At 31.6% G+C, this 26970-nt stretch carries 31 protein-coding genes and 1 pseudogene; 10 read left to right on the top strand and 22 right to left on the bottom strand.

The annotated features are described in order from the left end of the window. Nucleotides 1–128: 128 nt before the first annotated feature. Genes OCU55_RS04425 through OCU55_RS04415 form a run of 3 tightly spaced genes read right to left on the bottom strand, consistent with a single transcriptional unit; the run spans nt 129 to nt 4271 of the window. The gene (locus tag OCU55_RS04425; RefSeq protein WP_261851091.1) at nt 129–1820 is read right to left on the bottom strand and encodes a DUF262 domain-containing protein; all 1692 of its coding nucleotides are present in this window, start codon (nt 1818–1820) and stop codon (nt 129–131) included. Continuing rightward, the gene (locus OCU55_RS04420) at nt 1813–3267 is read right to left on the bottom strand and encodes an AAA family ATPase (protein ID WP_261851090.1); all 1455 of its coding nucleotides are present in this window, start codon (nt 3265–3267) and stop codon (nt 1813–1815) included. The genes OCU55_RS04425 and OCU55_RS04420 overlap by 8 nt, the downstream gene beginning before the upstream one ends. After that, complete coding sequence (locus tag OCU55_RS04415; protein ID WP_261851089.1) at nt 3264–4271, bottom strand: hypothetical protein; 1008 nt, start codon at nt 4269–4271, stop codon at nt 3264–3266. The genes OCU55_RS04420 and OCU55_RS04415 overlap by 4 nt, the downstream gene beginning before the upstream one ends. Nucleotides 4272–4549: 278 nt before the next feature. Between OCU55_RS04415 and OCU55_RS24025 the strand changes: the two are divergent. After that, nucleotides 4550–4867 (top strand): annotated as a pseudogene (locus OCU55_RS24025) (transposase); the annotation flags it as partial. A gap of 177 nt (nt 4868–5044) precedes the next feature. Here the strand turns inward: OCU55_RS24025 and OCU55_RS04405 are convergent. Beyond that, the gene (locus OCU55_RS04405) at nt 5045–5500 is read right to left on the bottom strand and encodes a hypothetical protein (RefSeq protein ID WP_261851088.1); all 456 of its coding nucleotides are present in this window, start codon (nt 5498–5500) and stop codon (nt 5045–5047) included. Between the two features lie 693 nt (nt 5501–6193). Beyond that, the gene (locus tag OCU55_RS04400) at nt 6194–6781 is read right to left on the bottom strand and encodes a TetR/AcrR family transcriptional regulator (RefSeq protein WP_261851087.1); all 588 of its coding nucleotides are present in this window, start codon (nt 6779–6781) and stop codon (nt 6194–6196) included. A 152-nt stretch (nt 6782–6933) separates the two neighbouring features. On the opposite strand from OCU55_RS04400, the gene OCU55_RS04395 reads away from it, so the two are divergent. The 3 genes from OCU55_RS04395 (at nt 6934) to OCU55_RS04385 (ending at nt 9926) form a co-directional block, all read left to right on the top strand. After that, entirely contained in the window at nt 6934–7917 is a 984-nt protein-coding gene (locus OCU55_RS04395; RefSeq protein WP_261851086.1) for an aldo/keto reductase, read from the top strand. A 678-nt stretch (nt 7918–8595) separates the two neighbouring features. Further along, a complete protein-coding gene (locus OCU55_RS04390; RefSeq protein ID WP_261851085.1) occupies nt 8596–9015 on the top strand; it encodes a hypothetical protein in 420 nt (139 codons plus the stop codon). A 305-nt stretch (nt 9016–9320) separates the two neighbouring features. Beyond that, complete coding sequence (locus OCU55_RS04385; protein WP_261851084.1) at nt 9321–9926, top strand: C39 family peptidase; 606 nt, start codon at nt 9321–9323, stop codon at nt 9924–9926. Nucleotides 9927–10159: 233 nt separating this feature from the next. On the opposite strand, the gene OCU55_RS04380 is transcribed toward OCU55_RS04385, so the two are convergent. The 3 genes from OCU55_RS04380 to OCU55_RS04370 all read right to left on the bottom strand — a co-directional run bounded on the left by OCU55_RS04380 (nt 10160) and on the right by OCU55_RS04370 (nt 11084). Then, the gene (locus OCU55_RS04380) at nt 10160–10381 is read right to left on the bottom strand and encodes a DUF2922 domain-containing protein (RefSeq protein WP_261851083.1); all 222 of its coding nucleotides are present in this window, start codon (nt 10379–10381) and stop codon (nt 10160–10162) included. Nucleotides 10382–10523: 142 nt separating this feature from the next. Further along, nucleotides 10524–10745, bottom strand: coding sequence for a DUF1659 domain-containing protein (locus tag OCU55_RS04375; protein WP_261851082.1), 222 nt, complete (start codon nt 10743–10745; stop codon nt 10524–10526). A 93-nt stretch (nt 10746–10838) separates the two neighbouring features. After that, nucleotides 10839–11084: a hypothetical protein gene (locus OCU55_RS04370; RefSeq protein WP_261851081.1), complete on the bottom strand. Its 246-nt coding sequence runs from the start codon at nt 11082–11084 to the stop codon at nt 10839–10841. Between the two features lie 549 nt (nt 11085–11633). On the opposite strand from OCU55_RS04370, the gene OCU55_RS04365 reads away from it, so the two are divergent. The 4 genes from OCU55_RS04365 (at nt 11634) to OCU55_RS04350 (ending at nt 13001) form a co-directional block, all read left to right on the top strand. Then, a complete protein-coding gene (locus tag OCU55_RS04365; protein ID WP_261851080.1) occupies nt 11634–12131 on the top strand; it encodes a hypothetical protein in 498 nt (165 codons plus the stop codon). Between the two features lie 47 nt (nt 12132–12178). Continuing rightward, nucleotides 12179–12367 (top strand): YvrJ family protein, encoded by a 189-nt coding sequence (locus tag OCU55_RS04360; protein WP_261851079.1) that lies wholly within the window; start codon nt 12179–12181, stop codon nt 12365–12367. A 147-nt stretch (nt 12368–12514) separates the two neighbouring features. Beyond that, nucleotides 12515–12739 carry a DUF1659 domain-containing protein gene (locus tag OCU55_RS04355; protein WP_261851078.1) on the top strand — a complete coding sequence of 75 codons (225 nt, stop codon included), beginning with the start codon at nt 12515–12517 and terminating at the stop codon, nt 12737–12739. Nucleotides 12740–12785: 46 nt separating this feature from the next. Next, a complete protein-coding gene (locus OCU55_RS04350) occupies nt 12786–13001 on the top strand; it encodes a DUF2922 domain-containing protein (protein ID WP_261851077.1) in 216 nt (71 codons plus the stop codon). Nucleotides 13002–13157: 156 nt separating this feature from the next. Here the strand turns inward: OCU55_RS04350 and OCU55_RS04345 are convergent, their stop codons facing one another. From OCU55_RS04345 to OCU55_RS04330, 4 genes are all read right to left on the bottom strand, one after another. Further along, the gene (locus OCU55_RS04345) at nt 13158–13364 is read right to left on the bottom strand and encodes a hypothetical protein (RefSeq protein ID WP_261851076.1); all 207 of its coding nucleotides are present in this window, start codon (nt 13362–13364) and stop codon (nt 13158–13160) included. Further along, nucleotides 13357–14484 carry a DnaD domain protein gene (locus OCU55_RS04340; RefSeq protein ID WP_261851075.1) on the bottom strand — a complete coding sequence of 376 codons (1128 nt, stop codon included), beginning with the start codon at nt 14482–14484 and terminating at the stop codon, nt 13357–13359. The genes OCU55_RS04345 and OCU55_RS04340 overlap by 8 nt, the downstream gene beginning before the upstream one ends. Nucleotides 14485–14986: 502 nt before the next feature. Continuing rightward, nucleotides 14987–15736: an ORF6C domain-containing protein gene (locus OCU55_RS04335; protein WP_261851074.1), complete on the bottom strand. Its 750-nt coding sequence runs from the start codon at nt 15734–15736 to the stop codon at nt 14987–14989. A gap of 243 nt (nt 15737–15979) precedes the next feature. Next, the gene (locus OCU55_RS04330) at nt 15980–16168 is read right to left on the bottom strand and encodes a helix-turn-helix transcriptional regulator (RefSeq protein WP_261851073.1); all 189 of its coding nucleotides are present in this window, start codon (nt 16166–16168) and stop codon (nt 15980–15982) included. 129 nt (nt 16169–16297) lie between these two features. On the opposite strand from OCU55_RS04330, the gene OCU55_RS04325 reads away from it, so the two are divergent. Further along, on the top strand, nt 16298–16765 hold the full coding sequence (locus OCU55_RS04325) for a helix-turn-helix domain-containing protein (RefSeq protein ID WP_261851072.1): 468 nt from the start codon (nt 16298–16300) through the stop codon (nt 16763–16765). Between the two features lie 313 nt (nt 16766–17078). Here the strand turns inward: OCU55_RS04325 and OCU55_RS04320 are convergent, their stop codons facing one another. Beyond that, nucleotides 17079–17267, bottom strand: a complete 189-nt coding sequence (locus OCU55_RS04320) for a hypothetical protein (RefSeq protein ID WP_261851071.1) — start codon at nt 17265–17267, stop codon at nt 17079–17081. 294 nt (nt 17268–17561) lie between these two features. After that, nucleotides 17562–17834, bottom strand: coding sequence for a hypothetical protein (locus OCU55_RS04315; RefSeq protein ID WP_261851070.1), 273 nt, complete (start codon nt 17832–17834; stop codon nt 17562–17564). Nucleotides 17835–18167: 333 nt separating this feature from the next. Between OCU55_RS04315 and OCU55_RS04310 the strand changes: the two genes are divergently transcribed. Beyond that, on the top strand, nt 18168–18389 hold the full coding sequence (locus OCU55_RS04310; RefSeq protein ID WP_261851069.1) for a helix-turn-helix domain-containing protein: 222 nt from the start codon (nt 18168–18170) through the stop codon (nt 18387–18389). Between the two features lie 109 nt (nt 18390–18498). Here the strand turns inward: OCU55_RS04310 and OCU55_RS04305 are convergent, their stop codons facing one another. The 8 genes from OCU55_RS04305 to OCU55_RS04270 all read right to left on the bottom strand — a co-directional run bounded on the left by OCU55_RS04305 (nt 18499) and on the right by OCU55_RS04270 (nt 26739). Further along, entirely contained in the window at nt 18499–19008 is a 510-nt protein-coding gene (locus tag OCU55_RS04305; protein ID WP_261851068.1) for a hypothetical protein, read from the bottom strand. 55 nt (nt 19009–19063) lie between these two features. Further along, nucleotides 19064–19597 carry a hypothetical protein gene (locus OCU55_RS04300; RefSeq protein ID WP_261851067.1) on the bottom strand — a complete coding sequence of 178 codons (534 nt, stop codon included), beginning with the start codon at nt 19595–19597 and terminating at the stop codon, nt 19064–19066. Nucleotides 19598–20449: 852 nt separating this feature from the next. Continuing rightward, entirely contained in the window at nt 20450–20857 is a 408-nt protein-coding gene (locus OCU55_RS04295; RefSeq protein WP_261851066.1) for a hypothetical protein, read from the bottom strand. Between the two features lie 517 nt (nt 20858–21374). Continuing rightward, a complete protein-coding gene (locus tag OCU55_RS04290) occupies nt 21375–22652 on the bottom strand; it encodes an FAD-dependent oxidoreductase (RefSeq protein ID WP_261851065.1) in 1278 nt (425 codons plus the stop codon). Continuing rightward, a complete protein-coding gene (locus tag OCU55_RS04285) occupies nt 22649–23656 on the bottom strand; it encodes a sulfide/dihydroorotate dehydrogenase-like FAD/NAD-binding protein (protein ID WP_261851064.1) in 1008 nt (335 codons plus the stop codon). Before OCU55_RS04285 ends, OCU55_RS04290 begins: the two co-directional genes overlap by 4 nt. Before the next feature lie 80 nt (nt 23657–23736). Further along, nucleotides 23737–23907: a hypothetical protein gene (locus tag OCU55_RS04280; protein ID WP_261851063.1), complete on the bottom strand. Its 171-nt coding sequence runs from the start codon at nt 23905–23907 to the stop codon at nt 23737–23739. 42 nt (nt 23908–23949) lie between these two features. Next, complete coding sequence (locus OCU55_RS04275) at nt 23950–24129, bottom strand: DUF4177 domain-containing protein (protein WP_261851062.1); 180 nt, start codon at nt 24127–24129, stop codon at nt 23950–23952. A gap of 498 nt (nt 24130–24627) precedes the next feature. Further along, complete coding sequence (locus OCU55_RS04270) at nt 24628–26739, bottom strand: sensor histidine kinase (protein ID WP_261851061.1); 2112 nt, start codon at nt 26737–26739, stop codon at nt 24628–24630. Nucleotides 26740–26970 lie beyond the last annotated feature (231 nt).

The following is a 26970-nucleotide window of genomic DNA, read 5'->3' as shown; positions in this document are numbered from 1 at the left end:
ACCATCAATAATATAAACATCTACCTTTTCGCTCTTATGAGAATCTATCTTTTAAAGTAGTTATGCTTATACTTTTTCCATTACCGTTATAGCATGAATATCCTCAAATTCTGACTTACAAGTCATCATTAGCCCAACAGTTTTCGAATTTTCTCTGTCAAAACAACTTTTCTCTTTTCATAAAATTCATCAAAATGCTCTATTTCCAAAGAAACACCATCAGGGATAATTGCTTCTTTGTAGAACTTCGCTTTCTGATCATCATTCATATCATTATAGTAATCCACAAGTCGCATATTATTTTTACTACCGTTACATCTACCTTCAAGTAGTTGTAAATTTGGTAGCCTGTTACGATTGCTTCTCCACATTCTCCAATCTTCCATAGAAACAGATATTGGTTTACTGCCATCAAATCTATCAAATGGATGGAGGTGGTCCTGCTCATACTTGAAATTCTTATTTATCCAGTCAAGACTTAGATAATACAATGCCTCTCCTGCAACTCTGCTACCTTTTTCCACATTTAGAATATCTTCTATTTTACCATCCGTTACTCTTAGTTCATTCATCTGCTCAAGCATATCTACAGTGATTTCCTGATCATTACTGTTAATGTTGCTCTTCATCTGCTGTAACTTTCCAGTTGTGCCAGATTGAAAATATGTAAACAGAACTGCTCTAATAAGATATGAACGGATTGCTCCCAAGTTGTTTTCGTATTCTGGGTTATAATAAATAAAATAGGTTATCGGCAATAGAACATTCCAACTACTTGAAAAACGGCTTACTTCAATCTTCATTCCTTTCAGCACAACTTCCAGATTTTTAAATGCTTTTTTGAATTCACTCCAGTTGTTCTTAAGTTCCTCTGCTATCTGTTTACTAATATTAGATTTTACAACGTCACCATAAAGCATAAGAGCAGAACGTATAATAAAATCTGAGCCAAATCCAGCATAGGAATCAGAAAGCAGTTTTCCAAACTCAGTCTTAGCACTTGGCCAGTAAGCCTCAAGAATAGACATCGTTATTTCAGACTTACGGAGTGCTTTACCTCCACTATTAAATCTCACAAACATTTCCAGAGCATCATCTTGCTTCATATCCTGTATTTCCGTAAATCTAATAAGCTTTTCCACAAATATTTTATTGTACAGCTTATTCAGAATTTCCCTGGCATACTCTTTGCTATCTGCTGGAACATTAACTATTGCAGCCTCAATAGCTTGTGGTCTTGTTGCTTCATCCTGAAATTTCATATCTATGATGTTTTTAATTTCAAACTGTGTAGGACTCAGTTTTCCAATCTTTTCACTGAATTTGATATCATATTTCTTGCTATTGTACTCTTCCTCATCAACAGTCAGCTTATTCTTATTTAATTCAATAAGCAATTTTGTGACCAATCTACCGCCATTTTGCTTCCTTGCATGTTTTTGGCGAATATAAGCCCCACCTAGCATGGATAGAAATAGCGAAGTCAATCTCTGCTGCCCGTCCAATACCGCAGTATCAGTAATCTTTACATCAATGTTGGTCAACTCATAGCTTACGCTATCTGCCTGTTTTCTGCTATCGAAGGTTACCTCAGATAGGAAATTGCAGAAATATGTATCCCAAGTCACATTGTCATCATCCACATGCCAAAACAGGAATGTAGCAATTGGGTAGTCAAGCAGGATGGAGTCCCACAACTTTTCTATTTGCTCCATGCCCCAAACATACTGTCTTTGAAATGCAGGCATAACAAACTTGCCGTTTTTAATATATTGCAATGCCTCATATATAGTTATACTATTATCTATTAATTTACTCATTCTCGCACTCCTCAATCAAATGTTCTTTAATTTCTATAGTATTTACTTGTTCAAAATCATAATTAAAGATTGAAGCAATAATAATCTGGTGATCAACTAAATCTCTTTTTAAAATTTCCATCATTAGTTTAACATTTGCTTTATCTACTTCTTTTCCGCTCGGTGAATCAAGGATAATCGGTAATTTGATTTTAAGAACATCTTCAATTGCAATTATGTATGCAAGTCTGAACACAAAAGCAGTTTTGTGTAGAACTGCACCTGAAAGTTCTTTAAGATTAGATGTAAAAAGGTAATTTACAGGTATAGAATCCTTATCACCTAAACCAAGTTCTGTCGCATATTTAACTATATCTTTAGAAATAGATGAAACAACACTATTGTTAACTTTGGTCATCTTACTGATATCACTTCTAATAGATTTAAGTTCCTTCTCTAATCGATTCATTTCCTGCTTAATTGCAATAGGATTCATTGGCATTTTTGCAATTCTTTTATCAAAGACTTCCAACAGACTAGCAGATTTATAAAATGCCAACTGCTCATATTCACTATCCTTTTCTTTTTCAATATGCTCAAGTTGACTATTGATAGTAGCAAGCTCCACTGAAACTATTTTTCTCTTTGCAATCAACAAATCAATTGCATCATTTAGTCCAACAATATTATTTTCCGTTACTGGAAATGTCACTCCGTCAGGTGACTGAACAAGCAACTTCATATCAGCAACAAACTGTTTAAAGTGCTTATTATTAGACAAGGTACTATCAATTCTACGCAGTTCAGCTTTCAACCTTTTTTGTTGCAAAATAATCTGATTAATGGTTATATCCGATTCTTCTTCATAACTATCCGTGACAAGTTCCCCGTCCTCTAACGTTTCCTTATACTGTGCAATGCTAAACATCTGTCGGTATTTTGTCAATTCTCTTGATAGACGTGCTTCCTTTTTAATTAATTCTGAACAATCTCTCCCTGAAAGCCCACGAATTAATTCTTCAATATTAAAATGAATACTTCCAATTACAACCCCACGATTAAGCATCGTCCAACCTTTTTCTTGATCAACATAAAAAACTCCAAGCAAATTTCTTAGAATATCAACATCCTCTGTTCCGAAAATAATTTTATGCAGTTCATTTTGCTGTTCCGGGAGCACAAAGGTTTGCTTTTCAGATTCAATAATTACTTCGACAGCAATATCACTGCAGCGTATCAAAGATATTTCTCCCTTTGTTTCACAGTCAATTACTAACTCTACTTCACAGTTATTAAACTTAATTTTCTTGGTATTCGGAATGTTATATCCAAGAGCATACAACATAAAGCGCATAAGGGTAGTTTTTCCACGACTGTTTTTTATACTGTGAATTAAGTTTACCCCCTCCGCAAATAAAATTTTACGTTCAATAAATCCCTCTTTGAGTCGAATAGATTTAAAAATCACAGTTTCACCCCATTTTTGATTTTATCAATTGTAATTCGATTACGTACAATATTGTAAAGAATAATTTGAATTAATCCCTTCTTAGTTTCTTCATCAATAGTATCAAGTTCAAATTCAGGAAGATAGTCAGGCCATTTATTTATAGCAAAGTCCATACACTTCTCAGCAGGTTTCTTAGTGGTTTGGTATTCGTTATAGTCACAGAGAACTTTAATAAAAAATTCACAGCGTTGGCAACAAGATTCTATTGTATCCTTATACTGGTGGACAATTTCATCATAAGCACTACAATCAAATATCTCTCTAAAAGAGTCGTCGCAACGTTCAACATCAGTAGCAATAATTATTATCGGCCAAACTACATCTTCTTTCTTCAATTTAATAGACGAATTCCTCTTTGTACCATTTTTGAAAACTTCTTCGTGCCAAATATTTAGAAGTTTCTTTCCAAATCCATGAATATTTAAATTTAAATCGCCAATGAAATCATCCACTGCTTGCTTAACCATTTTATACCGCTCTATATCATTATCAGTTTCGAATGGCAACACTTGAATCATGAATTTATCTAAATCCAGTGGTTGACTGATTCCATTCATGTAACCCTCTATTAATTTTTGTGAAGACGTAGGTAATGACGAAAAGTCACGGTGTGCAGTTCCTAAAAATATACTCTTAGAAACATCTTCATTTAAAGGATTAGGAGAATTAGTAATTAATATCAGCTGTTTTGCGTTAACCTTTTGGCTACCTTCCGATAAAGAAACAAGTGATTTTTCAAGATTTTTTCGAACGTTTCTAAAATCTGAACTGCTTTTTTCCACTGATTTTGCCTGTGCTAATATATATTGTCCATTTTCTAATTCCAGTTCTATATCTTCATAATTGCCCTCTAGCCGCAATGATTTTAAGTCCTCAATATTTTCAAGCATTAGTGCGATTGCTGCATTTACCTGAAAATCAAAACCAAATATCACAGCATTTGCTCGCCTACTTTTTGACACAAACTCTCACTCCTTCCTCCATAATACAATTAATAACTTTCAAGTTTATTCATATATCAACACTAAAGTTTATTCACTTTAAATCCAAATGTTATCTTCATATCCAACTTTTCACATAGTTTACTTATAATATTCGACGTTATAATTCTTAATCCTCCATAGGATTTTAATATAAAAACTTGTGCTACAATCGACAATTCTTCTACTCAACCAACAGTACAGAAATGCCCTGCCAGATTAAGATCTAGCAGGGCACACTTATGATTAGAGACTAGTAAAGTAGAACTTTAGAAGCTGATTATCCAAGAATATTTATGGATGAAATTCATTTTAAAGCTAAGAAAAGACAATGCAGTAGTGTTGAAAGCAACCTACGCTACCATAGGTGTTAACTTGGCAGAAAAAAAGATATTTTAGGGATTTGGATAGGTTTAGCTGAGTCGTCTAAATACTGGCTTCTTGTACTTAATGAATTGAAAAATAGAGACGTTAAATATATACTTATAGCTTCTATAAATAAGCTAAATGGCCTTAAAAAAGCCATTAAAGCGATATATCTAAATATCAAAATTCAAAGATACATAATCCATCAAATATGAAACTTATGGTAAAAAACAAAACACCTTCTATTTTAAAATAGCAGGTGTTTTCATAATTCTAATATTCTCATAAAATGCGCAATTTAATTTGAATAAGTTGGATTTTAACTGTATCATTATGCCTATTTGGTGAGGTTATATACGAAAGTACCCTCACCTTTTATCATCATTTTATTATTGCTTCTTCAGTTTAACCTTTGTAGTTGTGCCCATAGCGGAAGCCTCATAGCTTAATTCGCCGTTTTGGTATGTAATTTTTTTAGTATCATCATTGGAAGCTAGCAAAGAACTCTTAGTTTTATTATGATCATTTTTCGAAGTCCATGAATAAGGTTCGTCAGCAGTTGTTGGAGTTTCAAAAGAACCAGCCCAATAAAGTGATTTTGTGTCGCCTTTATCACTTACCCAGTAAATTTCAATAGTATCACCGCTTATTATTGCAGTTTGATAGCTGTCATCAGACTTGCTATTTTCTTGTTTCCAATCACCCTTCAAATCAGGTATTGCCTTTTTAGTGGTAGTACTAGCAGTGCTAGTGCTTGTAGATTTGGAGCTTGAGCTACACCCAGTAAATACTGTTAATAGCAGAGCCACGCAAAGACTAATTATCCCCAGTTTCTTCATTTTCATTTACATCATCCTCCTGTTTTTTTGTATAGTCTTAAAGATGTACCACTTCAATCCGAAGTCTATTTTTAAAACTCTCACGGGTTCTGGTGAGAGAATTTAAAAATAATAAATTTCAATATGAAGTGGTACATCTATATAACTTAATCCATAAGTCACAATACCATTATCATCATCTTAGCCAAAGCCACATTTAATATTTTTACATCAGCAATATGGACAAGTTATGCAAACATTGCTATTATATCCATATTTCCAAGGAAGTGTCAATCATTGTCCAGTTAATGATTGTAACAGTTAATACATTCATGTATTATTGATCCCACTCTACTTCTTTATTTAGAATTAATTTAATTACATAAATAACTGATATACACTTTATAAAAGTATCAAACATATCCAATACCACCCCCTAACTATAGTGAAATAGTTCACCAATAGTCCTAGGGAGACATAATACAGTATGAGGAATGCCAAGAGGCAAACGTTCAAAACCTCCGTAGCCATCCACTACAGATTTCAAAATATCACTTTTGAATTATACATACCATAATTATGTAGAATATATACACAAGAATAAAATGGAAAGACCGCATTATTCAACTGAATCCTGCGGTCTTTTTATGTAACAATCCAAGAAAAACATATACCTATATTAAAAAAACAACCCTTTTAGGTACTATAAGTTTTAGTTATCTACTCCTGTAATTCTTCACGATATACTATTTTACCTTTTTCTGTGAGTATGGGATAGATTATGCTCCAAAAGCAAGTCATGATATCTACTCCACCGAACAAATCACTGGAAGGATTCCAGTATATTTTAATCAAATTTAACACTTCAATTATTCCATTCATTTGTCCTGGAATTTCTTCCTCTACAATATATCCGTTTTTTTGCAAAGTAGTAATACAATTCTGTAGAGCCTCACGCCGTTTATTTATATTTGACACTTGTATTTGATAAACTTTTGGGCTTAATTTTGCTAACTGATCATAGTGACGATAATAGTATGAGTTATCTTTTTGATGCTGTATCCCCTGAATAAAAAATTCATTTAATTCAATCAATGTGGTTGGTGTCTTTTGTATACTAAAACTTTTGTTTTGTTCAAGTATCACTGCCTCAACCAAGTCTTCCTTTTTTTTATAATGATATGTAAGATTTCCAACGCTTATATTAAGGGCATCTGCAATATTTCTCATAGAAACATTATTATACCCCTGCTCATTAAATAATTGTCTGCTAATTTCCAGAATTTCATTTTTTTTGTCTTCATTCATGGTATGTACCTCTCAATTTTAACTACTGTTCTTTTATTGACATGTTAGTACAGTCGTGCTAATATGTCAATATATTAGTACATATGTACTAATTCTTGATACAGTGCTTTTTATAAAGGCTAAAAAATTAAAACAAAATGGAGGGTTTTATTATGAATTACACAAGAAACGGCATCGACATAGCAAGACTTGGGCTTGGATGTATGCGTATGACAAATACTACAGGGTATCCAGATAAAGCTGAAAGCATAGCTACTATTCATGCTGCCCTAGATTCTGGAATACAGCTTATTAACACTGGAGATTTCTATAGTAGCGGTTATAACGAAATGCTGATTGGAGAAGCACTTAGCGGATACAAGCGAGACAAGGCTTTTATATCTGTAAAGTTTGGCGGGTTAAGTGATCCTAAAGGAAATTATTATGGTTTAGATGTAAGACCTCTAACCATAAAGAACTATATTACCTATTCACTTAAAAGGTTAAAGGTGGATTATATAGATCTTTATCAGCCAGGAAGAATTGACCAGGCAATACCTGTTGAAGAGACAATAGGAGCCATTTCAGAATTAGTAAAGGCAGGATATGTAAGGCATATAGGACTTACAGAAGTCGATGCCGATACTTTAAGAAGGGCTCATTCAGTTCATCCAATTAGCTTTGTAGAATCGGAATATTCTCTTTTCAATCGTAGCATAGAAAAAGAAATTTTGCCTACAGCTAGAGAACTTGGAATTGGCGTTGTAGCTTTTGGTTCATTAGCCTATGGCTTACTTGGCGGCAATTGGTCAAAAGACCGTAAAGTAGAGGGTCCAAATGCGAGACTTCCTCTGTTCTCCAAAGAAAACTTAGAAAAAAATCTTTTTCTAGTTGAAGCCTTAAATGACATAGCCAAAGAAAAGCAAATTACTTTGTCCCAGCTGGCTGTTGCTTGGGTCTTAGCAAAAGGTGAGGACATTGTGCCACTAGTTGGTGCTAAAAAGGTGTCCCAAATTCAGGATGGAATAAAAGCTATGGGGATTACTCTTAGTAAAACCGAGGTAGATCGAATTGAAGCTGCTATACCTGAAAATGCCATAGCCGGTGGTGCTGAGCCTAATGGATTATCATTCAAGAATGGAATAATGGTTCGCTAAGAAAAAGCATATTTAAAAAACAACCTGAGCTGAACCCATTACTCTCCTTAACATAATGCAGTTCCCTATCAGGTTGCTGTTGCTTTCTCATTCTACCAAGTGGCTTACGTAGAATACCAGCATGATATTACACAAAGAGTAAATGAGTCTTATCGAAATTTTAAAATAAAAAAATATAGAGGTTTATTTTTCATGAAAATTTGATATAATATAAATAAGAAAAGCTTAGTGCGTCAACACTAAGCTAAGTCTTAGAACATTTATTTTGTTTTAGGGCTATTGGATTAAATTAATTGAAATTAATTAAGAAAAAGTGCTAATCTTGTGAGGATGGGGCACTTTTTTCTTTACTTTTAACTTCTATATCAAGACCAAGAAATTTAATCCTAATTTTTAAATGATGTATAAAAAGATTATTTTTAAGAATTAATTTAGTTACATAAATAACTGATATACACTTTAAAAAGTATCAAACATATCCAATACCACCCCCTAACTATAGTGAAATGTTTCACCAATAGTCCTAGGGAGATAAAAAATTCAAAACCTCCGTAGCCATCCACTACAGATTTAAAAAACAGATAATTTACATGGTATTTTTACTTGCTCTTTCATTAGCTTGCTTATATTATGCACTATCATATTTATCTATAATAATTTAATTTTATGAGATAAAAAATGCAACTAGATGAATATTCAATGATTTTCTCTAAAATGCTATATTCAGCATTCCCTGAATTTGAACAATACCAACAGATTAGAGAATATTCTGGACTTAATGAGGCTTACTTAATAATAGAAATACCCTCCCCTTCAAATAAGGACAACGTTTTGTGGATATCAACCTGTGATGAAGAAATAACAGTTGGATTTGATTGGTATCATACGCACTTTGGTTATTCAGAAACAGATGAAGAGGATTTTAAAATAGCAATTGATCATATAAGAGAGATATTGGAAGAAAAAATAGCTATTGTAATTATAAAGAAGAATGATTCATGGGTTAGAAGCTCTATTATAAGAGATAAAGATTTGCCGTTGCTTAATGAAGATGAGACACTAGATTTAAAATCATGGAACGGAACATATTTTAATTAAGATATGTTGATAATTAGTACGTAATTTGCGAAATTTACTATGCTAACAATGCTCTTTGATAACTGAATAACCCAGTGTAGAGAATAATATTAAAACCTTCAAGTAGCTTTATAGTCATGGAATAATTTAGATAAATATAGTGTGATTACAAGTAATTAAGTCAAGCTAGTAATATATTGTGTAACTAATGAATAACCATAGAATATATTTTGTAGTATCAAACGGAGGTATCAATAATGGAAATAGTTTTCTTCTTTATACTAATTAAAAGTTGAGTATACTTTTTATGAGAGGAGATACAGCATATGTTGCGATTTTTTTTATTTGATATAGTTATTATTTTGATTGTGATAATTTCATATTATTATTTATTTCCGCAAGAAGATTTAATTGATATAAGTAAGATTCCAAAATCGTTTTTTATTGAATCATTAAACAGGATATGTATTCAGAATAATAATGAATGTGCAGCATTTTCTAGTGCATTTGTTTTAAGACATTTTGGAATAGAAGCAGATGGAAATGAACTTTATAAAAATTATCCTAAAAAATTACTTGATGGGACTATAAGCCCTAAAGGAATAATTAAATATTTTAAAAGAAATAACTATAATGCGTCATTTTTCAAAGGAAATATAAATACATTGAAAAAGCAAATAAGTAATGGGACACCAATAATTACTCTTGTAAAGGTGTTTCCGGATAAAAGGTATTTACATTACGTTCCTGTTGTAGGCTATGATGAAGAATATATATATTTAGCAGATTCTTTGAAGTTCACAATTAATTGTAACAAAAGAAACTATAACCGCAAAATATCAATAAATGATTTTCAAACGATTTGGAGAACATGGGTTCCATTTTATAAAAACACATATATAGTGGTATGTAAGCGCGAGAAAAATAAGTAAAAAAATAAGGGTTAATATTGCTTAATTAGTACACAATATTCTTATCTAACGTCACATAAATGAAAATCGGATAATTACTTAAAACACTGCATTATTCATAATTGAGTTTCGCGGTGTTTTTTACGTCACATTACAAGAAAAACATTCCCCATACATAAAAATAAGCAACCTGATCTGAACCACCTCATCTACTTGACAAAGAACAGTTCATTCTCAGGTTACTTTTCCCCCTTCTACCCTACCTTATAATCATCAACATTCTTAGTTATAATCTGAGCTCCAGACTTCTGTATAAGCTTTCCGCCAGAACTAAAGAAGGCATTTTTGCTTATTATAACATCCATAGCCTTTGATATTTCTTCTGCAGTTAAATTATCCTTAATTCCTTTTAGAGATAGATTGATTTTGTCTCCACTCTCATTCTTAAAGGCAAGAACTAAGTATTTTGTTACCACTTATCTTCACTCCTTTCCTTATAATTTGATGTTCTTTGTTTATATGGTGATGTGAAAAATATAGCTATTCTTTTTCGCAGGTCTCTCTTGGCGCTCCACGACGGTGTAGTGAAACCTATAGAATAGCTTTTTTCACAGCCTCCTATATATCTTCAACTAAATAGTCCTGCTGCTTTCTTATATAAACTAAGTCAGAGTTAATTAAACCTTCTAAAGCTTTTCCTACTGCATGCAAATCATCGTCAGTTAAGTCAAGACTTACATTGGAAAATCTTTGACTGCCAAAGGTGTCGTCTCCCTTATCATTAGTTCCTGTTTTGTATTTTAGTATCATTGCATTGCCGCTTAATATTGCTGTTGCCATAGCTATTCACCTCCTCTCATAGCCTTTATACTCAAAACCTTATATAAAGTAGCTTTATTTTTTCCTAGCAAGGCTTTAGTCAGCTTGTCCAACTTATTCTTCAAAGCTAAAGCTGCTTATGACCTTAGTTGTCTTTGCAGTGTAGTCTTCAACAAGTTCATTAAGTTTTTGGCAGATATACTTAAGGGAACAGCCTTCACAATCTTTTATCACCTCATTCTCTAGCAGTGAGCAGCTTAGCTCCTGCCCGTAGGTTGAATTTTTTATTGCTAATGCTATTTGTAGCTTATCAAGGCTCTGCCCCTCTTCTGAATTAATTAATAAAGAATTATTAACCATAAAATCATCCCTCTCTTTCACAATTAACTGAACATTTTTTATCCTTCAAATTAAGATATATGCCTATAAGCCTGATTTTTAGGGTTTATTTATATAATTATTTAATCAAAAAATTATTTGTTTATATAAATATAAAATTAATTATTTATAAAATTAAAAAATTATATAAATATATAGTATCCATGCGGGCTTGCGCTATTTATTCACTATTTTAAGCTAATTTTCCCCCTTAAATTTATACAGCTAAGGCATATAAGAATTTATAGATAGATTATAGATAAACTACTTCATATTAGAATTTATTCTAGGAGTTTAATGACTGAAGTAGTTTATCAGTTCAGCGGAATAGATAATCCAGTCCTATCTAATGAAACTAAGCGATATTTCTGTTAACTATTAATAGTAATAGGATTATCAAATATATATTTTACTTAGAACAGGTTTATCTATAGTTTCAAGTATTTATAGAACAGATACAAATAAAATATAATTCAACAATATTATTATGAAGTGGTACATCATATAGAAAGAAATTTGGAGGACATACAAATGGCTAAAAGAAAATCAAAAGCTTTCACTATAGATAAGGATGATTTGGCTTATGAAGAAGAGATGGACATGAATGGCTTTATAGAGACTGAGATAGTAGGTACTCCTGTTGCTACCTTTAGTTTTTGTGAAGAAGCTTCTACTTCACTAATTAATGAAGAGCCTTCTTCGATAAGTGAGGACAAATCAAATAATAAAATTGAGCTTAATATCACAAATAACAACCAGGATAAAAACATTACCCCAAAGTCTAATCGTAAAAACTCTCTTATCGATAATAGAACTCTTAAGTCTCAGCCTTATGGCATAACCCCTCCTATTGATGGAGAAGCTTTCACAATAACTCGTAGTTTTAAGTTTAGAGTATCTACTGCAAGACTTCTAAATGAAATTAAAGCAGCCCATCCTGATCCTAACGCTTATCTCAGCACTGTAATTGATGCAGCCGTAAGAAAATATCATGACTATATTTTCAAAGAAGGTGGTAATTTCCTTTAATTTTTACTTAGCGGCATATATACCTTATGAAAGGTGGTGATTTAAATATGGAGGTTACTGATTTAGTAAACGTAATTGCCAACACGGGATTTCCAGTTGCTATAAGTGCATACCTACTTATAAGGCTTGAGAAACAAATTATTGGATTAACAGCTTCAATCAATAAACTCAATACTATAATCTCAACTAAACTCGGGGTGGTTATCGATTATTCAGATGAAAATAAAAGCGCTTAAAAACCTAATTTAAAAAATATAACCACTCTAAAGAAAAAAAATATTATAATTTCCCAAAAATTTTTCACTAAGGCATATATATTAAGTGAAAGGCAAAAACTTAAAGCTTTTGGCTTTACAACTAAACTTTAAAAGGAGGAAAACATTATGGCAGTAAACAAAGTTTTAGACTCAACTTCATTTGCAATAGAAGTTGAAAGTGGCACAGATAAGTTAGGTGCAAAGATCTACAGAAAGAAGAGTTTCTCAGGAGTTAAGAAATCAGCAGCACCTGAAAATGTATACGCTGTAGCTGATGCAATCAAAAATGTTTTAAGTGCTGACACCAGAGACTACTACCTAAACGAAGCATCAAAAATAGTAAATGCATAGTAGAACTTTTAACCACCAAATCTAATAGAAAGAAAGGAGAAAAATCATGGAATATACTTTAACCTTAACCTTCGTCAATTCTGCTGGGGACAAGTCAAACCTAACCATATCAGGTGCTAAAGCTGGTGTAACCAAAGATGAAGTAAATAGTCTTATGGACACCATCATAGCTAAGGATGTATTTGAAAATAAAGGTGCTTCTTTAGTTTCAAAGTATGGAGCTCAAATTACTCAGAGACAGACTACTAAGTTTGATCTTTAATTAGAAGTTTCACAGACTGCATAGTTAACCTAAAAGAACCTCAATCTTGCTAACAGTTTAGATAGAGGTTCTTTTCTCAATATTGATTCTGATTCAAAGGAGGGAATGACCGCAGAAAAAAATAAAATTATTAAATCCCCCTTACCTATTTGTATATCACAATAATTCAGATATACAGACGATTCCATTCCTACTAAAATCTCTAGAACACACCTTAGCTCTTAACCTACTATTCTCCATACCAAGCTTCACATTAGCCCTAGTCAGCATCATATTTTCAAAGACCAATTCTTCAATCATTTTCTGCTTATTCTCTAATTCCTTTTGGTAATATAAGAGCTGATACTCCTCAAACCTAGTCATTATCCTCTCCTCCTTCTTTACCAATTCCATAAAGCAATTTCTGCTCCAAATCATCATAGTCATAAATCCTCTGTTCATAATCAGTAAATCTTAGTTTTCCACTACTGCCATATCCTTTAGCACTTTTATTATTTTCCGATTCCTTAGGGTATCCTTCCTTCGACCAGTTTTTTAAGATGCCATTAATATAACTCATGTTAGGCTTTCCTAGTTCTATAGCCTTATCCATTGCTAGCTTTACATATTCAGAGCCATGTTGAGATATGGACATTTTTAGTGTAGCTAAATGAGCTGTACACTGAACCCCTGTTGCTACTTCAAAATACTTAGATAGGTTAAGTACTTCATCAGGCTGTGCCTCAAGAGACTGAGGATTCCCTTTGAAATATGGATTTGATTCAATTTGGTTATCCCTAGCCTTAGATAATACTGTATTTTGTGCTATAGTATTGTTTCTTTCAGCTTCAGAAGATTGATTATTAACGGTACTTTGATTGCTACTTTGGCATATCTCTGTACTTAGGTTTTCTGTGTTTTGGATTTGATTGTTATACTTTAATGCTCCGATATTATCTTCTGTATACTTCTCTTTCTCTGTATCTGTAGGTGTATTTGTATAGTTTTTTGTATCTGTATCTCTCTCTGTATTGGAGGCCTTACGTATAACGACTCCATCATTACCCTCTTCACGATTCGTAGACACGTCGCAAAAGTTTAAAAATAAATCTTTCATTGGTTTATTTTGTATATTCTCAGCAATATAGGCTATAAGAGACTTGTCCTTAACTTGCTTCAATTCTTTTGTTATACAATCTATTACAGGCTTACCTCCTCTAGACAGATTGTATTTTCCCCAATTTTTAATGGCTAGCTCTCTAGTGGACTTATTATATCTTATAACCTTATGATGGTTAATAAACCGTTCCATGAGACTTTCTACAGTTTCAATACTATATCCAAGCTCAAAGGCCATTTTCTTTTTTGTTATAACATAAATTCCTATACTTGTAGTTGAAGGATTTGTTAAAAGATATAGGTAAAAAAACTTATCTTCAGGAGACATTTCCTCCATTGTCCTTGGATCTGTCCAAAATTCTTCATAAATTAATCTATATGACATATAAATACACCTCTCAAAAATTCTAATATCTTAACTTTTTATAACTTTTAAGTCCTATAATGGTTGGGTCAATATTCATCAGCTTACAGCTTTTTAAATATGCTTGAAGCACCCTTATATTCATAAAACACCTCTTATATATTGATAAACTACTTCAGAATAAAATCAGTGAAAATAAAGCTTCTATAACTGGTCTATCTATACCATAATTAAATGTGATATAGTAAGGATAAGAGCTTGCCAGAGCTCTTATCAAAATCCTTATTTTAAAAAAATTTGCTGAAGTGCCTTTCTTCAGTGAATTTTTTTGCGCATCTGCCTTTTCTGAACATACGTGAAGAAATTCTGGCAGGCGATATATTTCTTCAATTCTTATTCTTTTATTTGAATTAAGTATTGAAGATTTCTACGCATACTTGTTCAAATCATTATCTCAAATATAAACTTCTGAAGAATAAGATACCCTCGCCAAAAGGGTATTTTTATTTCTTCCATTTCCTTTTCATAGTATCTCCTTAATCAAGCAACTACCCTTGGCCATATCAATGTCTCTTAGAAGCCTTCCTTGAGCTTTCCATTGGCTTAAGTATTCCTTTGCTTTTTCAAATTCTTTTGCAGGGGTATTCCTGTAGGAGTTTATCTCAAAATATTGCTTATAATCTTTCCAAATCGCTGAAAATAAGCTATTCTTTATATTCTTTTGTTTATATGCATAGCTGTCCTTTCCTCCTAAAACCCGTAAAGCTGTAGACTTAGCAATCTCTTGCAACACAAGCTGCTGTCCATAATCAATTGTCATATTCTGTTCTAAGCTATCAACTCTGTCCTTTATACTTAAAGTTGCATTGATAAGCTCACCAAACTCTGAATGTATCAAGGATATTGCTTTAAATTCATCATCTGCGTTTACAGCTATTTGTTTTTTTACATTAAAGTAATAGTCTATTAGATAGTCATATACTTGCCAGGCTTTATCCGTATTTAAACTCTTTGCATGAAGCAGTGCTCCTTTTTCTGTCCAAAGATAAAGGCCTCTCACCTTGCTAGAATTTTGCACTCCGTAATTTCCGTACTGCAAAAATCTATTAAGCTCTTCTCCTTGAAGATAGTAATAATGCTTTCCTTCAATATACCTATCTTTATTGCAGTTATAATTTTCCGATATTCTTTTACTACTGGTTTCATAACTATCTGCTAATTGCTGAGTTGTCAGCACTCTTTGTCCATTATTTTCAATAACTTGTAAGTCCATAACCCTCCTCCTATCATATTTTTTAAATTAACTGCATATCATATATTGCAGAAGTATTTACTTTTTATGATATGGCGTTTTTTGTAAAGGCTTGTACACCTTTTTACTCTTCTTATATGCTTCTAGAAATATCCCCTTTTACTTATCTTATGTTCTGCTGCTTTACCCTACATGCATCATGAATATTTACCATAATCAGCTGATTTAATAAAATATCTATTTTTGTCAACCATGTATTACACATTAATCAAAAAAAATCTGCTCTACAGGCTTTTCAAAATAGCTGGCTATCTTTAAAATCAATTCACCTTTAGGAATGTTCACCCCTCTTTCTATATTTGATAATGTTGGTCTTGCTATGCCTAACTTTTGGGCAAGCTCATCCTGTGTAATATTACTTTCTTTTCTTAATATTTTTATTCTGTTCTTCATGTATTACACTTCCTTTCCACTTATTGTAAATCTAATATTACATGTCTGTCAAGCACGTAGAACATTTTTTTGAAAATAACTTCCAATTTCATAATCTTAGCCTTACAATTATATTGAGGTGTTTATTTTATGGGAAATTTAAATGGAATGCTAAAACTTAGAAGAAGCGAGCTTAACCTTAGCCTTAGAGATGCTGCTAAACTTATCGGCATAAGTCATTCATATTTAAGTACGCTTGAAAAAGGAGTCGATCCAAGAAATGGTCTTCCAGTTAAGCCAACTCCTGAAACATTGAAGCTTATAAGCAAAGCTTACGATGTTCCCTATGACTTTGTGATGACTCTAGCTGGCTATTATGAACTCAATGATTCAGAAGATTCTTTAGTGATTCAACATGATGAAAAAGACGTTGAAACATTACTTAATAAAATTAAATATATTTTGATGGAAGATGATGACCTTACTCTTTCTGGTGAGCCAATATCAAAAGAAGCACTAGAAAGTATTGTAGATGCACTAAACTATGGCGTTAGCCAAGCTAAAAAGATAAACAAGAAATTCAAGAGTAGAAAAGATATAAATGAGCTTCGTCTATAACCTTTCCTTAAGGAACATACAGTCTTTTAATATTTTTATCAAATTTAGATTAACGCCAATTAGTCTAAAAACAGTTAAAAGGATGTGAATATATGCTTTCATTAAAAACAAATAGCACAATTCTTAAATTAACATGAGTCCAGCCAACAATTCTAGCTGGACTCATATTATTTATTTTCTCAATTCCATTTTACAACTAGTCATTATTTCAAATTCAGGTTTTCATTGTACTTTTATAAAAAAATAAGATAGCTTCAAGTTAACTGTTTTCTAGAAAACATTCACCCAAAGTCTATCCTATATAAAAATCAAATTACTTTATTCTGTTAACTTCTTCCTCAGTTAGTCCTGTTGCTAAAATTATTTGATTCACTGGAATTTTCATGTTTATCATGTTTGTAGCTATTTCTATTGCTTTATCTTTTTTCCCTTTTTCTTCCGCTGAACTAATCATATTAGCTCTTTCATGAAGAGATCTTTCTCTCTCATAATAGATTTTCATATGTATTTACCTCATTATTTTTATCTTTAGTTAAATTATTATCTTGTATTAACATTATTATAGCATTAAACGAAAATTTATTTAATAAAAACTTGAGCTACATATACATGTTGCAAAATGAAAATTTAGATATCGTATTTATTGGTATGGCTAAAGGCATCTATTTTACATATTGGATTTTCAAAGATCATATATTTCTTAGTTTTCTTATAAAACCACATACATAAAATAAAAGAACCTAGAGTTTTCTCTAAGTTCGTAGTTAAGTAGTACTCTTCTTTTTTACACAGCAACTTATCTCTCTACCATAGTATAATTTATATTTCCTTCACCACCTATATTTAATATTTCCATCTTCCAAGTTCCTGATAAACCTTTAAATGCTGATACAATTTCTTTTCTATTAGAGTCAGTTATCTCTTTCTCAAAAACTACTACATTATCTGAGTTTAAAAGCCTAACATTTACCTTTCCCTGTGATAATTCTCCTTTTACTTTAAACTCAATATTGGAATCATTCTTATTTACTTTAAACTCATGTTTTGCACCACCAGAACCATTAACCATCCCGAGTGTCCCTGATTGACTGCTGTACCAGTTAGTATTACAAAAATTGAGATTCAATTCCAATTATAAACAAATCAAATATCAGCTTTAAAAACATTTTAATATAATTCCACACAAAAAAGAGCTTAGCCATCAACTCTCTAGCTAAGCTCTTTCATACGTATTTCTTTCAATCTATTTTTAACCATATATACTCACCTTCTTACCTTTAGTATATATGTTATATTCTCTTAATGTAAAATTTTTCCTTAATGTATAACATATATTTGTATATTCTTTGTATGTTTTTTCTATAATAACTATATTACATAAATAGAAAAGGATTAAATTTAAATGAATAGCAGTTCAGAACCTCTACTTTATACTGTCTCTGAAGTGGCAACTATATTGAAAATCAATAAGAACTCAGTTTATTTACTTCTAAAAAAGGGATTATTAAAAGGTTTAAAACTCGGAAGTATGAAAATACCCAGAAAAGAACTTATCGAATTTATAGAAGACAATACTGGAAAGGATTTAACTGATCTTGATGATATTAAAGATTTGACATTCTGAGATAAAATAAAAAAGTCCCATCCCGGGACTTTTTTATTTTATATTAACTATTTGCTTTAAAGGTATTATACAAATCTCTATATAAGTTTTATTATTTATTCTTTGTTGATTACTTATTTAATAGCTTTAATAATTCATCATTTGATCCTAAAGGACCAACTGGTCCATATCCTTCTCCTTCAAACGCCATTAAATTGCTTATACTATCCCCTTTATTTACATCAAAATAAAGTTTTGTATAAGTAATAGTTCTCTTAGTTCCCTTCGAAGTAGTGTATTCTAGCACTTGTTTTTCACTATAATCATATTCTAGTAGCTTTCCTTTGTTTTTTAAATCCCCTATTGGAAACGTACTTCCATACTGATCTTTAATTCCCTCAATCATTTTTTCAGTTGCACTAACCATACCATTAAATTTTTCATCTTCCTTATTAATAACCGTTTTCTGGCCATTATTATAATAAATTATTTCTTTAGGTGCACTGAACTTAGTCATCTTTATCTGTTCTGCATTTGAATTATTAGATTGATTTGATGAAGTGCTTTTTTTATACGTACAACTACTAAGTAATAATACAATCGGTAATAATAAAATTATATATAAATAAAATTTTTTCATTGTCAACATTCCTTTACAAATAACATTTTATCGAGCATCCAACTATAATTATTAACTAATAAGCCTTTCCATACCAACTTTTATCTCCAATTAATATGATAGGAGTCTTTCCAGATGATGCTGCCGCAGCATCTAATGCTACATTATAAAGCGATTTACTTCCAACATTTGGCCAAAAATGTTGACTGAACTCATAAGCAGCATCAGCTCCAACTGTATATTTCCATCCAAGAAACGCTCTACTTGGTCGATTGCAATTAAATGCGTTAGCCCAATCTGTATTCGCAGCTGTTTCGCAAGCATCAAGAAACACCAAATGGAAATTTCCACTTATGTCATAAGTATTTATTGTCCAAGTCTTGTTATCAGTTAGATCATGTGGACTTCCATGACAATCTATATAAAATCCATAACTTGTACTTCCATTTAAGTAATTTAATATTGTAGACCTCATATCTCCATCTGAAGTGAAAGGAGATTCAACTATATACCCTAACTTCCCAAATCCATTACTTGCAAGTATTACACTATTATAATCATGAGCAATTTCATCTGTACCAAATGCTTTAGCATGATCTGTTTTAAGCATTCCTCCTCCAGCTTGTAAACTTTTACAGATTTATATACTCCTATTACATTATAATCCATAAATGTAATATTGTATACTATCTGTTTAATTTAAGTTACTCCCTGCTTATTTAATATATTCTTATACTATTAATGCTATATTTAGTATATTTTAAAATAATATTAGCTAAACTAATTTCTAATTCATCACTACATTTGTAAAATTGTTACACATATTACTAGTTCTCAATTAAATATCTCTATAAATAACACCATCTTGTGTGGCAAAATAATTTATCTAGCTCAATGTTCATTCTTGATGGTAAAGTATTTATATCTAGTAATTGTCCACTTGAATTAATATCGATTGCATCAAATGATGTACTTATTATTCCTGACGGATTAGATATCTTAACATAATGAACTCCTGAAGTACTAAAAGTATATTCGAACGCTAGACAATTTTGTTTGCCATAAGTATAGTAATCAGCAAGACTACCAACTTTAACATTATCTATGTAGACACTATCAAGGGATATATCACCAGAAGAGTTACTCGAAAATCCTATTATTCTAATTTTTTTGCGTTAACAACAAATTTTACTTTTCTTCATCTATTTTCCCCCCTTTAAAATTTGTACATATTATATTATAATTTTACAACAAAACCATATGAAGGAATAACATTCTATAATTCCCCTTATATATTACATATTAAGTAAAATTTAACACTAATTATTTAAATCTAGTGCACATTAAATCTATAGGAACTACTATATACTCCTAAATAATCTCGTAATCTTCATAGCCAAATAAAAAAACTTGAAAGTCTAACAACTCTTTCAAGTCTCCTCTAATTATTTTATATACATAGTTACCTCTCGTCCATCGAATAACTTATATTTCCTTCAGCCCCTTTATTTACAACCTCCATCTTCCAAGTTCCTTTAACACCTTTAAGTGCGGCTTTAAATTCTTTTCTATTAGTGTCAGTTATCTCCTCATCAAAAACAACTCCATTTTTTGAATCTAAAAGTCTAACATTAACCTTTCCTTGAGATAGCTCACCTTTTACCATAAATGTAATATTGGATTTATTTTTAGTTAGCTTAAACTCATGTTTTACTACGGTGTCCCCACTGCTTATCCCCATTCCTCCTGATTGATTACTGTACCAGGGAGTTCTTGCAAGCACAAAAACTCCACCAACGATTGAAAAAAATAAAACAATTACTACTAAATATAAACCTATACTTTTCATTACCCCACCATCCATTTTCATAATATAGTTTCCATATATAAGTGTAATGGTTAATTCTTTCATTTTAGTTATCATTTTTCTTAAGTTTTTCTTTCATTTTACAAATTGTGTTTATTACTTCGTTTATCAACTATCTGAACTTAAAGTAAAAAGCACCTCTTATTGAGATGCCATTCCTCGTATAAGTAGATCAAAATTCAACTTTGAAAGCATTTTAATGTAATTGCCAAAAATAAAGAGCCCAGCCGTAAACACCCCAGCTAAGCTCCTTCATACATCATTTTATTTGTAGGATTTTTTCGAATCTCATTTTAACTTTTAAAAATCTGCTATGGTAATCAAGATACTAATCAATATGTCTCTAACTTATTTCGTCCTTTCTACTGTATTTCATATTTTTATCTTTTTTATCTTTCTTTATAAATGTACCACTTCATTATTCAATTTATATTTTCAAAGCCTTCTCTCAGAACCCAGAGGAGTTTTGAAAATGTTTTTTGGATTGAAGTGATACATCTGTTTAAGTGGAATATATAAATTACACAAGCTTCATTCCAAATACATCTGTAAGATTTAACTTCTCAATTCTTCTTGCTATTTCTTCTTTGTCTATAGTGTAAAGGCCTTCTGCCTGCATTCTCTTAAAGTAGTCTGATCCTGCAAAAGTGAATCTGCCTTTTCTTCCTTCTCTTGTCACTGATTTTTCGTTAGCATAGCTTATCATATCACCTATAGCTACTGCACGTGGAAGTACTAAGGCTGGCATTCCTAGTGCAAATCTTACTGCATTGTGTCCTGCAAGTGATCCAGTACTTATGGCCTCGGTATGACCGACAAAAAGTCCAGCTTTCTCTCCAGCGCAGAATAAGTTATCTACTCCTATAACCTTCATGTCATCTGTTCTTGGTGCCACTGATAGATATCTTATTGAGTTTCCTTTACTTCCTGCATATGGATCAACGTATTTTGCACCTTCAAGTCCTTTTATCTTTCTTAGTTTCTCTAATGGATAGTAAGATGTCATTAGTTTTGCATGTCCTGTATCTAATAGGATTATATTTTCTGCAAATTCTTTTAGAGCGTATTGCTGACAAACCTTTGCTTCTAACTTTCCGTAGTTTATATCTTCTTCTGGTACTTGTAATATTACAACACCTGTTTCATCAAGCTGCTCTACTATTTCTTTTGACAAACTTTCTTTAGCTAACTTACAAGAACCACTGAAAGCTCCAAGCTCATCGCCGTTTCTTTCACCTTGAATATCAGAAACTCCTGCTCTTTCACTTATACTGATTCTTGGTCCAAAGGCTGGACATCTTAGGATACACATAGAGCATCCATTACCATATCTTAAACAGTTGCCCATTGGCCCAGTAGACCCTGTGGTTTCTATAAATACATCCCCTTCAACATAGCTTCCATCAGCTAAGTAAATTCCTGTTATCTTTTTGCCTTCCATACTTATATCAGTTACTCTTGCAACTGTATGAACATTGATATCAAGTTCTTTTAGATAATTTAAGACTTCCCCTTCTATTTTGTTTACATCATAGAGACTTGCATGTTTATGTCCCGGGAAATCAATATTCCTGTGTCTGCTTACTCTATCTGTTATATGGATCAAATCTCCTGCTCCTAAAGCTATAAGTTCTTCAGAGGCAGTATACCTTCCGTTGTTTCTCATGATTCCGCCAACATTGCCTAGTCCAAGTAGAAGATCTGTTTTTTCAAAAATATGAACTTCTGCTCCAGCCTTTTTAGCAGTAATCGCAGCTGCACAACCTGCCCAACCTCCACCTATTACTACTATCTTCATATAAATCTTCTCCCCTCAAAAATATTCCTTGGATCTGTCTGTACCTTACATAATCTCTTAACTCTGTGTCCCTGGAATCTAGCAGTACAACTACCGCAAACCCCTTCACCACAACACATTTTTGCATTGTTGCAGCATGACACCTTAACATCTCTCTTATCAATGCTGTTTAAGAACTCAATAACCTTAAAGCTTAGAATATCTGCACCAGCTACATGAATAAGAGTAACACCATTTGCAATTTCATTTAGAATAAGCTTTTTGATTTCATCTGTAAGTTTACCTTTATCAATGGTATTAATCTCTTCATAGCCTTCAGAATATTGTTTTAGATATTCATTCACATACACATCTTTATAGGGAGACTTGTCTATCACTACTTTCAAAGTATTTTTGTTGTTTGAAAGTTTTCTTATTACTGGTATCGATGGTGCCATACCTATTCCTCTTGCAATAACAAGAGCTTTGTTATCCTTTAACTCATTTATAGACTTTAGGCCAAAAACTCCATTCCAATATGGCCCCCTTATGACCATTTCATCATCTATCTTTATATCAAGTAGTTTTTTTGTTTTAATTCCCCTTATTTCAATCATTATAGATACTACATCACTTTCTATATCTGACTCCATAATAGATATCGGAACATCAAAATAGAAATTTTCATCTGTTCTAATAAAAACATAACTACCAGGATGAACTAAATCTAAGGCAAGCTTGTGTGGGGCAATGAACCTAATAAGTAATACATCGCCTTCTAGATGCTCTACTTCTTTTACCTTACATCTAAAAGTCTCTCTCCCTTTCTTAGCTGCTTTTCCATTGTTGTTAAATTCCTGATATATGCAAACACCCTTCCAGTTGAGGCAATCACAAAAACACTTTCCATGTAGCTGAGAGCACAGTATACATTCACCCGCTTCTGCTAAATGACAAGGGCATGGTTCTGTTATAAAAGAGCGACTTATTTTAGAATAATTTTCTATATAGTAAAAGGCCCGCAAAAGCGAACCTTTATAACACCTTTTTTCTGTAAGACAGTAATTTTATTGGTACTTATATGCTCAACAACTTTCCTATGACACTATTCTTTCTCATCCAACTTTAGATAAATTCTCTCTAAAGTATATAAACCAGGTGCCATGAAAAATACAAATGTAAAAATGCAAGTCATTACTGGCTCTCCATTAAATATCGCCCCTCCAATAAAAAAGGCTATAGCTCCACTTATTATAGACATAATAATTAATGCCATAAAACTCCCCTCAATTCCCTAAATATTATCTTTTAAAGCCAACTATTCTTCCTTCTCAAAAACTAGGTCAAACCTTTTCACTAATCCATGACCATCAAATTTTGTAGGTATTGCAGTTACAAATCTCCATCCCTTTGAACTGTATTCATTAATTAATTCTTTATGATTGGCATCTCCAAACAGCCCTTCGGTTTTTGCCTCTACATATGTATACCTATACATAAAACCTCTCCCTTTTACTTATATTTTCACCTTATATTTTCACCTTATAAAATCTACTTATCATCCGCATTATCTTCAGTGACATACCAGCCCTTTGAAGCCTTTTTCAATATAATTCCCCTTTAAGTTCACCATAGTATATTACATATATTACCATAGCCACGTTTATTATTCTACAATTTTTACCATGTGTTTTCATATAAAGATGAACCACTTCAATCCGAAATCTATTTTCGAACATTCATAATTTAGGCTTTCGTAATGGAAGCCTATAGACCAGTTCCAAATAAGATCTAGATGATTAATTTAGTTTTCATTCAGAGTTAATAGAATCAGCAACTAAATTTTGCAGATTAGAACTGGGGTATCTATTCCTCTAAACAGATAAAAAACTTAAGGCTTCTCCTAATTTCTAAGGAGAAGCCTTAAATGCATATATATCCAAGATCACTTTTTTAATTTTACTATAGCACTTTAACAACAACAACCATTTAAACTCTAAGAATATATATCAGAAAACTCGATACTTATTCTCTCTACATTAGATCTAACTTCCGTCTCTTTATGTTCTTCTTGTGAAGTATCTAGTATTTCTACAGGCAAGGTAATATAAAACTCAGTGCCTTCCCCTAGTTTACTTTTCACATGTATTAATCCTTTATGAAGTTCAACCAGAGCTTTCACTAAAGACAATCCTATTCCAGTCCCTTGAGCCACATTTAACATAATATTATCAGCTTGTCTATATCTTTCAAATATAAGTTCCTGCTGCTTCTCATCTATTCCAACTCCACTATCTTTCACAATTATACTTATCTCTTTTCCAACATCTTCAATGTATACAAAAATTGTGCCGCCTTCGTTTGTGAACTTAATGGCATTTGAAAGCAAGTTAAGCATAATTCTTTCTATTTTATCGTGATCAAAAGCCATATACTTTTCTTCTACTTCAGTATCAAAAATAAGAGTTATATTTTTAGTCTCACAGTAACTTACTATTGACATTGTGATACCTTCTATAACATCTACTATATTTCCATTTCTCCTTTTGAGCTCGAAAAAACCTGAGTCAATCTTTGATAGATCAATTAAATTGTTGACTAGCCTCAGAAGTCTGTAGCAATTCTGCTTCATGGTTTTGTAATATGCTTGTATTTTATCTATAGAATTTACCATCGAATCACGAGAATCATATAATGCTAATATTTGAATTGCTCCGAGTATTACATTTAAAGGAGTTCTAAGCTCATGAGAAACATTTGCAAAATGCTCTGTTATACGCTTATTAAGAAATATTGTATCTTCAAGCATTTTTCCTTTTTCCTCTATATCAGCTGATAACTTCTCTACTTCCTTTTCAGTACTTAAATCTTTAAAAACTACAAGGACAGAAGGCTTTCCTCTGTATATAATATAAGTCCCTTGAATTTTAACAGAAATTTGTCTTCCATCTATAGTTATAAGAGTTGTATCATATGTTTCACCATTTGTTTTCTTTGCAAGTATTTCATTATATATCTCCATGCTTTCATAAAAGTTTTCTTCTTCAATAAATTTAGAAAAATCAACCTTCAAGAGATCTTTTGCTTTAGAAAAACCAAGCATTTTTGCTGCGGTTTCATTTGCAAATACATGCTTATAATCTGAGTGGATAACTATAGCATCACTTGATTTCTCAATCAGAATTCTATAACACTCTTCATTATTTACCATAGCCTCTTCAAACATAATCCTAAGATCACTTTCCTGCTCAAGTCTATCTTTAGTCTCCATTAATGCTCCAGCGACTTTATTAAAAGGTTGTTTAAGACCGCACTGAACCACACCTTTGTATAACATATAAAAAGAGATTGTCCTAAAAACAAAAGCACTGGTATTTTCAATACCGAGAGTGTAATCAAATAAAATAAGAATTATTTTATTTATTATTGCAAAAATAATATATAATTCCATAAAAAAAATCAGTTCTTTATTCTCTCTATTAAAAGCCTTATATAGTATTATGCCGCTGATAAAAAGAACTATAATTATTATTACTCTGCTGACTTGATTGAATAATGTATTTCCTATACCTTCTATATAGCTTACTGGAAAGATTTTAAAAACATATATGCTTAATATAATTGTTGCTAAAGCAATTATGTATATGAACCTGAATACATTGATATTAATTTTTTTAATACCTTTATTTATAAATATACTTGATATCAAAATAGTTATACTACTAATGTACCTAGCTGAAATCCAAAGGGAAGAAGATAAATTGGCTGAATTCAGGCCAAATATTCCTACATTGAAATAAGCCACCGTATGAAGTATATCAATGGTACCAACTGTCAAGAATCCCATACCTAAAAGCATAAAAAAATTATTGTTGCTTAACTTATAGGTATTACTGGCAAAAAAGTAGATGGCAAAACATATTATTATACCTATAAACATAACTATACTGTGGTAAAACATGTAGTCCGCTTCTATGAGTTTTTGTGAAATGCAAATACTTAAGATTATTAATAGTAAACTTTTTATTACCTCATTCTTAATACTAAAATCCGTGGTACTGTTATCAATATACTTCGCTGTCTTGATCATCTTATCACCTACACTCATATATTTATTCCTAAGATCCTATGTTCTTTAAATCTATATCTATATCTATATTCGACAAAGGATTATTATATTTACTTGTCAATTTTTCTATTAATTTATCTATTCTGGTATTGTATAGAAGTATTCAATTGGCCTCCCCTTCAATTAACTCATAATAATTAAAGTTTATATAGAGATAATTTAACAAAAAAAATAATTTTAACAAACTTACTTAATTCATAATTACCCAAT

This window comes from Clostridium folliculivorans (assembly GCF_024341905.1).
Classification (GTDB): Bacteria; Bacillota; Clostridia; order Clostridiales; family Clostridiaceae; genus Clostridium_AR; species Clostridium_AR folliculivorans.
The sequence above is the reverse complement of the archived record's forward strand: the minus strand, read 5'-3'. Positions and strand labels throughout refer to the sequence as shown.

What these genes read in the sequence shown, in the direction of transcription:
- OCU55_RS04315 (WP_261851070.1), bottom strand. Translation starts at nt 17,834, where the DNA reads ATGGTTAATGGTTCTGGTGGTGCAAAACATGAGTTTAAAGTAAATAAG.
- OCU55_RS04405 (WP_261851088.1), bottom strand. Translation starts at nt 5,500, where the DNA reads ATGAAAATGAAGAAACTGGGGATAATTAGTCTTTGCGTGGCTCTGCTA.
- OCU55_RS04300 (WP_261851067.1), bottom strand. Translation starts at nt 19,597, where the DNA reads ATGCTTAAAACAGATCATGCTAAAGCATTTGGTACAGATGAAATTGCT.
- OCU55_RS04390 (WP_261851085.1), top strand. Translation starts at nt 8,596, where the DNA reads ATGCAACTAGATGAATATTCAATGATTTTCTCTAAAATGCTATATTCA.
- OCU55_RS04270 (WP_261851061.1), bottom strand. Translation starts at nt 26,739, where the DNA reads ATGAGTGTAGGTGATAAGATGATCAAGACAGCGAAGTATATTGATAAC.
- OCU55_RS04290 (WP_261851065.1), bottom strand. Translation starts at nt 22,652, where the DNA reads ATGAAGATAGTAGTAATAGGTGGAGGTTGGGCAGGTTGTGCAGCTGCG.
- OCU55_RS04330 (WP_261851073.1), bottom strand. Translation starts at nt 16,168, where the DNA reads ATGAAGAACAGAATAAAAATATTAAGAAAAGAAAGTAATATTACACAG.
- OCU55_RS04275 (WP_261851062.1), bottom strand. Translation starts at nt 24,129, where the DNA reads ATGTATAGGTATACATATGTAGAGGCAAAAACCGAAGGGCTGTTTGGA.
- OCU55_RS04425 (WP_261851091.1), bottom strand. Translation starts at nt 1,820, where the DNA reads ATGAGTAAATTAATAGATAATAGTATAACTATATATGAGGCATTGCAA.
- OCU55_RS04395 (WP_261851086.1), top strand. Translation starts at nt 6,934, where the DNA reads ATGAATTACACAAGAAACGGCATCGACATAGCAAGACTTGGGCTTGGA.
- OCU55_RS04295 (WP_261851066.1), bottom strand. Translation starts at nt 20,857, where the DNA reads ATGAAAATGGATGGTGGGGTAATGAAAAGTATAGGTTTATATTTAGTA.
- OCU55_RS04325 (WP_261851072.1), top strand. Translation starts at nt 16,298, where the DNA reads ATGGGAAATTTAAATGGAATGCTAAAACTTAGAAGAAGCGAGCTTAAC.
- OCU55_RS04375 (WP_261851082.1), bottom strand. Translation starts at nt 10,745, where the DNA reads ATGGCAACAGCAATATTAAGCGGCAATGCAATGATACTAAAATACAAA.
- OCU55_RS04305 (WP_261851068.1), bottom strand. Translation starts at nt 19,008, where the DNA reads ATGAAAAAATTTTATTTATATATAATTTTATTATTACCGATTGTATTA.
- OCU55_RS04350 (WP_261851077.1), top strand. Translation starts at nt 12,786, where the DNA reads ATGGAATATACTTTAACCTTAACCTTCGTCAATTCTGCTGGGGACAAG.
- OCU55_RS04400 (WP_261851087.1), bottom strand. Translation starts at nt 6,781, where the DNA reads ATGAATGAAGACAAAAAAAATGAAATTCTGGAAATTAGCAGACAATTA.
- OCU55_RS04280 (WP_261851063.1), bottom strand. Translation starts at nt 23,907, where the DNA reads ATGGCATTAATTATTATGTCTATAATAAGTGGAGCTATAGCCTTTTTT.
- OCU55_RS04360 (WP_261851079.1), top strand. Translation starts at nt 12,179, where the DNA reads ATGGAGGTTACTGATTTAGTAAACGTAATTGCCAACACGGGATTTCCA.
- OCU55_RS04335 (WP_261851074.1), bottom strand. Translation starts at nt 15,736, where the DNA reads ATGGACTTACAAGTTATTGAAAATAATGGACAAAGAGTGCTGACAACT.
- OCU55_RS04340 (WP_261851075.1), bottom strand. Translation starts at nt 14,484, where the DNA reads ATGTCATATAGATTAATTTATGAAGAATTTTGGACAGATCCAAGGACA.
- OCU55_RS04385 (WP_261851084.1), top strand. Translation starts at nt 9,321, where the DNA reads ATGTTGCGATTTTTTTTATTTGATATAGTTATTATTTTGATTGTGATA.
- OCU55_RS04355 (WP_261851078.1), top strand. Translation starts at nt 12,515, where the DNA reads ATGGCAGTAAACAAAGTTTTAGACTCAACTTCATTTGCAATAGAAGTT.
- OCU55_RS04345 (WP_261851076.1), bottom strand. Translation starts at nt 13,364, where the DNA reads ATGACTAGGTTTGAGGAGTATCAGCTCTTATATTACCAAAAGGAATTA.
- OCU55_RS04320 (WP_261851071.1), bottom strand. Translation starts at nt 17,267, where the DNA reads ATGAAAATCTATTATGAGAGAGAAAGATCTCTTCATGAAAGAGCTAAT.
- OCU55_RS04370 (WP_261851081.1), bottom strand. Translation starts at nt 11,084, where the DNA reads ATGGTTAATAATTCTTTATTAATTAATTCAGAAGAGGGGCAGAGCCTT.
- OCU55_RS04310 (WP_261851069.1), top strand. Translation starts at nt 18,168, where the DNA reads ATGAATAGCAGTTCAGAACCTCTACTTTATACTGTCTCTGAAGTGGCA.
- OCU55_RS04365 (WP_261851080.1), top strand. Translation starts at nt 11,634, where the DNA reads ATGGCTAAAAGAAAATCAAAAGCTTTCACTATAGATAAGGATGATTTG.